Raw genomic sequence first — 6,135 nt, 5'->3', positions numbered from 1 at the left:
CCCACACTTATCGACTGTTAATTGTTAAAGAACTTATTCGGCACTGCTTGCTGCGTTTCGACAAATCGTTTTGTTTGTCAGCAGCAGAGGGACAGAAGTATAAACAGCTTCGTGATACTCGTCAACCTCTTTTTTGCTACACCGCAGAATCTGCGGTTCTCGTTGCTACTTCAACTACTTGATTTCGTTGTCGTTTTTGCGAGGAGGCGAACTATAGCAAACCGTATGCGCTTGCGCAAGGGCTTACACCGCATTGTCGTATTCAGCCTTCGCGGCCAGGAAACGGCGCAGCGCCGTGTCCGGGTCCAGGCCCGCCATCAGCATGTTCACGATCTCCTTCTTGTCCTCGCTCGTCACCTTGGCACAGGCCTCGCGGTGCGAACAGAAATAAGCGTACCAGGACACTTCGGCCGGGCGCTCCTTGCGCGGCTTCAGGTTTCTCGGCACTGCCGCGCGGGCCTGGGCGACATACGCGCCCAGCTTGGCCAATGCGGCTGACCAGTCGGCGCCGGCGATTCCCCGATCATCACTATTCGGCTCCCTGCCCGACACGTCTTTCACGACCAGGCGCGCCAGGTCGGGCACCCCGGCCGCTTCGCAAAAGCGCGCGACGAATGCCAGCTTCGGCCGAATCCCCACAGGCACCGCATGCCCCAGCGTTTCGTCATGCGGATACATGAGGCGGCCGCGCTCCAGCACCTCCGCATAGCCGATCGGTAGCGGCCCGTTCGAACGCACATGCTGCACCAAAGCCTCGACCAGCCGCGCACCCACATCGATGTCGGTGATCGTGAAGGGGATACCCGACTCCCTGCTGTCTGACATAAAGACCTCTCGATAAAGGAAGCATCTTAACAAGATCCCGCGCACCGCCCAGGCAAAACGCGTCGTTGGCAGATATTCATCCATGGCTGGCATCTCCATGAACCCATGGGTCACTACAATGCCGGGCTGCTTTCAAATGCTGGACAACTTCAACAGGACAGGACATGCGTTTTAGCTTTCTCCCTATCGCACTGGCGGGTGCGCTTGCCCTTCCGGCTGCGGCTGCGGCCGATCCGCTCGACGATGCGATCACGCGCGAGATGGCGCGCCGTCACCTGCCCGGCGTGGCGGTCGCCGTCATCAAGGACGGCAGGATCGTGCGCGAAAAAGGATATGGCCTGGCGAACGTCGAACACGGCGTACCGGTCACGCCGCAGACCGTTTTCCAGTCCGGCTCGGTCGGCAAGACCTTTACCGCGGCCCTGGTCCTGCTGCTAGCGCAAGACGGCAAACTGAGACTGGACGACCCGGTGTCGCGCCATCTCGACGGCACGCCACCCGCCTGGGCGGGCATCACCATCCGCCACCTCCTCACCCATACCGCGGGACTCGGCGACCCTTACCAGAAGATCGACCTGCGCAAGGACTATAGCGACGACGAACTGATCGCCCTCGAAGCGACGCTGCCCCTGCTGTCCGCTCCCGGCGAGCGCTTCGACTACAGCAACCTGGGCTACCACCTGCTCGGCTTCATCTGCACGAAGGTGGGCGGCACGTTCTGGGGCGACCAGGTGCGCGAGCGCATCTTCGCGCCGCTCGGCATGGGTGCGCGCGTGATCAGCGAGGCCGATATCGTGCCGCATCGCGCGGCTGGCTATGAGTGGGCGAACGGCAAACTGAAAAACCAGGATTGGGTGTCGCCAAGCCTGAACCGCACTGCAGACGGCGCGCTGTACCTGACTGCCCGCGACCTCGCCTTGTGGGACCAGGCGCTCGATGGCGACCGAATCCTGGGCAAGGACCTGCGCACCGCCAGCTTCACGCCGCCGCGCCTGGCTGACGGCAGCACCAGCCCGTATGGCTTTGGCTGGTACGTCGGCGCCCAGAATGGCCGCCGCACCGTCCTGCATGGCGGGGCCTGGCAAGGCTTCAAGACCGTCATCAATCGCTACGTCGACGACAGGCTGACCGTGATTGTCCTGGCCAACTCCGCCAACGCGCGCCAGGGCAAGCTGGCCGACATGATCGCGGCCCACTACGTGCCCGCCCTGGCAGTCACGCGTGCGCAGGCAATCGCCGATACCGATCCTGCCGGGACGGCACGGGTACGCGCCGTCGTCCAGCAACTCGCCGCCCGCCGCATGCCGGACGGTTTGTCCGACACGCAGCGCCAGCGCTTCACGCCGCAGTGGATCGGCATCGTGGCCGACGAAATCGCGAATGCCGGTCCGCTCGCCGGCGTCGAACTGCTGGCGCGCAGCAGCGAGAGCGGCGGCCAGCGCTTGCGCTACCGCTTCAATTTCCGCGACGAGAACTTCATCGTCTCGATGACCTTGGGCGCGAGCGGAACCATCGAGGGCCTCGGCCTGTCGCTGGAATAAGCAAGCGCCTTATTCCAGGACCAGGTTGCGCGACTCGACGTCTACGCACAGGATGGCGATGGCGCCAATCGCCAGGAAGCCGGCCAGCATCGCCAGCGCCAGCGTGAAGTGGGTCGCCATCACCGGGGCCACGATCGCCGGCGCAAACAGCCCGCCGAAGCGCGCCACGGCGCCGGCCAGGCCCATGCCGCTCGCGCGCAAATCGGTCGGATACACCTCGGGCGTAAAGGCATACAGCGCGCCCCAGGTGCCGAGCAGCGCGAAACTCATCAGGAGGGTTGAGCCCACCACCACGGCCGTGGCGCTGCCGAAGCTGTAGAACATGCAGCCGATCGCGCTCAGCACCAGGAAGCCGACCAGCGTCGGCTTGCGCCCCCAGCGCTCGACGCCGTAGGCCGACAGCGCGAAGCCGGGCAGCTGCACCAGCGCCAGCAGGATCAGGAACTCCTGGCCGCGCATAAAGCCGAAGCCCTCTGCGCTGAGCCGCACCGGCAGGTAGACGAACACGCCGTAGTAGGCAATCGAAATCAGCATCCACGCCAGGAACAAGGACACGCTGCGGCGCCGCAGCTGCGACGAGAACAGCGCCGCCATCGAATGCTTGACCGGGGTTTCCGCGTGCAGCGGCGGGATCGTCACCTGGCGCCCGTTCACCTTGGCCACCCGCTGCAGCACCGCGCGCGCCTGTTCGCCCATGCCGCTGCGGTTCAGGTACATGGGCGACTCGGGCACCGACAGGCGCAGCACCACGCCCACCAGCGCCGGCAAGCCGGTCACGAAAAAGATCACGCGCCAGGCATCGTCGCCCCAGCGCACCGCCACCAGGGCCAGGACCGCCAGCAAGATCGTGCCGACCGCCCAGAAGGATTCGAGCAGTACCAGCCAGCACCCGCGGCGGTCGCTGGGCAGGAACTCGGCCATCATCGTGTAGTCGACTGGCAGCGTGCCGCCGACGCCGATGCCGGTAAAGAAGCGCAGCACCAGCAGCCAGGTGAAGTCCGGCGCAAAGGCCGATGCCACGCCGAAGCAGGCGTCCAGCACCACGGCGGCCAGCAGTACCGGCCGGCGCCCGATGCGGTCCGCCAGGCGCCCGAAGGCAAAGGCGCCGATCAGCATCCCGACGAAAAAGACCGTGCCCGTTTCCAGCGCCTGGGGCATGGCGATGCCGAAGGTCTTGGCGATCGACGGCGCGCTGAAGCCGATCGACAGCACCTGCATGGCGTCGGCCATCCAGACCAGGCCGAAGATCACGAACAGCCGGTACTGGAACTTGCCGACACCGGCAGTCCGAATGCCCTGCTCTACCGTCATGTTCGTTGCCGTCATCGTGTGATCCCCGCTTTACCGATCGTTAAATTACAAAACGCATGCGCATGAAAAAAGCCCGCCGTAGCGGGCTTGTCGAATCGATGCTGCCGCCGTCAGCCGGCAAACGGCGTCTCCGCCACGCCCTTTACGCCAGGACGCAACAGTACCACGCTCCCGGCCTCGCCGCCCGTGCCCGGGTCGATCGAAGTCACCAGCAGAGTGTCCAGCAGCGGACCGCCGAAGGCGCACATCGAGGGCTTGGCCATCGGCAGCGCGATCTCGCGGTCCAGCCGGCCGTCCGGCGTGAAGCGCTGAACCACACCGCCGTCGTTGGCGCAGCTCCAGTAGCAGCCGTCGGCGTCGACCGCCGCGCCGTCGGGCCGTCCCTTCTGGCCGCTCAGGTCAAGGAAGACGCGCTGGCCGTGGGGCGTGCCGCTGTCGATGTCGTAGTCGAAGGCCCACACGGTGCGCCTGAGCGGATGCGAATCCGACAGGTACATCGTGCGCCCGTCTGGCGACCAGGCCAGCCCGTTCTGGGTCAGCATCTGCGACACGAACGGCCCGCGCAGCCCGTCCGCGCCGCCGTAGCTGTACAAGCCACCCACTTCGCGCGCGGCGCCCATGTCCATGAACATGGTGCCGCTCCAGAAGCGCCCCTGGCGGTCGCAGCGGCCATCGTTGAAGCGCATGCCCTCGCCCAGTTCGGCCTCGGGAAGCGCAGCCAGCCGGCTCGCCTGCGCCAGGCCGTCTTCGCCCAGCTGCAGGCGGAAGATCCCGGTCTGCATGCCGGCCACCAGCCCGCCGCCCTCGGCCGCCGCGATACAGGCCACCATTTCCGGCGCCAGCCAGCTGCGCAGCGTGCCGCCGGCGTGGTCCATGCGCCAGATGCGCCGCGCCGGGATGTCGACCCAGTACCAGGCTTCTTCCCCGGCGTGCCACAGCGGGCTTTCGCCGGTGGCGCAGTGCACGCCGGGGATGCGTTCGATGTCCATGCTGCTCCTTACAGGTCGGTGATCTCGCGGTGCGCCGGCACCAGCGCCTTCATCACGCACCAGGCCACCAGGTAGGCCAGCGCGCAGATCGAGAACATGATCATATAACCGGTCTGCAGCTGGCCCAGCGCGCCGTAATGGTCGAATAGGCCGCCACCGAGCTTGGTGAGCAGCACGCCGCCCAGGCCGCCGGCCATGCCGCCGATGCCGACCACCGAGCCGACGCTGTGTTTCGGGAACATATCGGAAACGGTGGTGAACAGGTTGGCCGACCAGGCCTGGTGCGCCGACGCGCCGATGCCGATCAGGATCACCGGCACCCAGTAGCCGAGATAGCCGAGCGGCTGCGCGGCCAGCACCACCAGCGGGAACAGGGCGATCAGGAGCATGGCGCGCATGCGGCCCTGGTAGATGTTGTAGCCGCGGTTGAGGAACCAGGTCGGCAGCCAGCCGCCGCCGACGCTGCCGATCATGGTCATGCTGTACAGGACCGCGAGCGGCACGACCATGTCCGGCCCCGACAACCCGTACTGGGCCGACATGTACTTGGGCAGCCAGAACAGGAAGAACCACCACACGCCATCGGTCATGAACTTGCCGAAGGCGAAGGCCCAGGTCTGGCGGTAGCCGAGCAGCTTGAACCAGGAGGCCTTCGGGGCGTCGGCCGATGGCGCGGCGGCGGGAACAACAGGCGTATCGCTGTTGATGTAGGCGAGTTCGCCCGCACCCAGGCGGCGCTGGCGTTCCGGCGTATCGTACAGCCAGATCCACAGGCCCATCCAGATGAAGCCGATCGCACCGACGGCGATGAAGGCGGCTTGCCAGCCCCAGTATTCCGCGATCAGCGGCACCGACAGCGGCGCCAGCACGGCGCCGACGTTGGCGCCGGAGTTGAAGATACCGGTGGCAAACGAGCGCTCGCGCTTCGGAAAATATTCGGCGGTGGCCTTGATCGCGGCCGGGAAGTTGCCGGCCTCGCCCAGCGCCAGCACCGCGCGCCCGACCATGAAGCCGACGACCGAGACCGGCACGGCGGCCAGGCCGAGGGTGGTCAGCAGGCTGTTGACGGCGGTGCCGACGCCGATGGCGTAGGCATGGCCGATGGCGCCCAGCGACCAGACGATGATCGCCAATACATAGGCGCGCTTGGTGCCCATGCGGTCGATCACGCGGCCGGCGAACAGCATCGATATCGCGTACACGAACTGGAAGGTCGCGGTGATGTTCGCGTAGTCGGTATTCGTCCAGCCGAATTCCCTGGTCAGCACCGGCGCGAGCAGGCTCAGGACCTGGCGGTCGAGATAGTTGATGGTGGTGGCGAAGAACAGCAGCGCGCAGATCGTCCAGCGATACCTGCCCACCACCGTTGTACGCTCCGGTGTGAAGCTCATGACTTGCTGATTCATGGATCAGTTCTTTTCAAGTGAGACAGCCGGCGTCTCCTCCGGCTGGTGCAGCAATCGACTTAC

6 protein-coding genes are annotated in these 6,135 nt (G+C 65.8%); 2 read left to right on the top strand and 4 right to left on the bottom strand.

Annotation, left to right across the window (positions count from 1 at the left end; all coding sequences use genetic code 11):
- The coding region (locus QWL29_RS04005) for a hypothetical protein (RefSeq protein ID WP_305821598.1) at nucleotides 1-182 on the top strand (182 nt) is incomplete at its 5' end.
- A gap of 61 nt (nucleotides 183-243) precedes the next feature.
- Here QWL29_RS04005 and QWL29_RS04000 read toward each other — a convergent pair.
- Nucleotides 244-909: a hypothetical protein gene (locus QWL29_RS04000; protein ID WP_305821597.1), complete on the bottom strand. Its 666-nt coding sequence runs from the start codon at nucleotides 907-909 to the stop codon at nucleotides 244-246.
- An 80-nt stretch (nucleotides 910-989) separates the two neighbouring features.
- Here QWL29_RS04000 and QWL29_RS03995 point away from each other — a divergent pair, with 80 nt between their 5' ends.
- Entirely contained in the window at nucleotides 990-2,366 is a 1,377-nt protein-coding gene (locus tag QWL29_RS03995; protein ID WP_305821596.1) for a serine hydrolase domain-containing protein, read from the top strand.
- 9 nt (nucleotides 2,367-2,375) lie between these two features.
- On the opposite strand, the gene QWL29_RS03990 is transcribed toward QWL29_RS03995, so the two are convergent.
- The 3 genes from QWL29_RS03990 to QWL29_RS03980 form a co-directional block, all read right to left on the bottom strand.
- A complete protein-coding gene (locus tag QWL29_RS03990; RefSeq protein WP_305821595.1) occupies nucleotides 2,376-3,692 on the bottom strand; it encodes an MFS transporter in 1,317 nt (438 codons plus the stop codon).
- Between the two features lie 95 nt (nucleotides 3,693-3,787).
- Nucleotides 3,788-4,666 (bottom strand): SMP-30/gluconolactonase/LRE family protein, encoded by an 879-nt coding sequence (locus tag QWL29_RS03985; protein WP_305821594.1) that lies wholly within the window; start codon nucleotides 4,664-4,666, stop codon nucleotides 3,788-3,790.
- An 8-nt stretch (nucleotides 4,667-4,674) separates the two neighbouring features.
- The gene (locus QWL29_RS03980) at nucleotides 4,675-6,072 is read right to left on the bottom strand and encodes an MFS transporter (protein WP_305821593.1); all 1,398 of its coding nucleotides are present in this window, start codon (nucleotides 6,070-6,072) and stop codon (nucleotides 4,675-4,677) included.
- Nucleotides 6,073-6,135 lie beyond the last annotated feature (63 nt).

Origin of the sequence: Massilia brevitalea (assembly GCF_030711405.1) — a bacterium.
Classification (GTDB): Bacteria; Pseudomonadota; Gammaproteobacteria; order Burkholderiales; family Burkholderiaceae_D; genus Telluria; species Telluria brevitalea.
Note: the sequence above shows the minus strand (reverse complement) of the source record. Positions and strands in the feature narration are given on the sequence as shown.

Coding starts and splice junctions, on each gene's coding strand:
- QWL29_RS03990 (WP_305821595.1), bottom strand. CDS start 3,692: ATGACGGCAACGAACATGACGGTAGAGCAGGGCATTCGGACTGCCGGT.
- QWL29_RS03985 (WP_305821594.1), bottom strand. CDS start 4,666: ATGGACATCGAACGCATCCCCGGCGTGCACTGCGCCACCGGCGAAAGC.
- QWL29_RS03995 (WP_305821596.1), top strand. CDS start 990: ATGCGTTTTAGCTTTCTCCCTATCGCACTGGCGGGTGCGCTTGCCCTT.
- QWL29_RS03980 (WP_305821593.1), bottom strand. CDS start 6,072: ATGAATCAGCAAGTCATGAGCTTCACACCGGAGCGTACAACGGTGGTG.
- QWL29_RS04000 (WP_305821597.1), bottom strand. CDS start 909: ATGGATGAATATCTGCCAACGACGCGTTTTGCCTGGGCGGTGCGCGGG.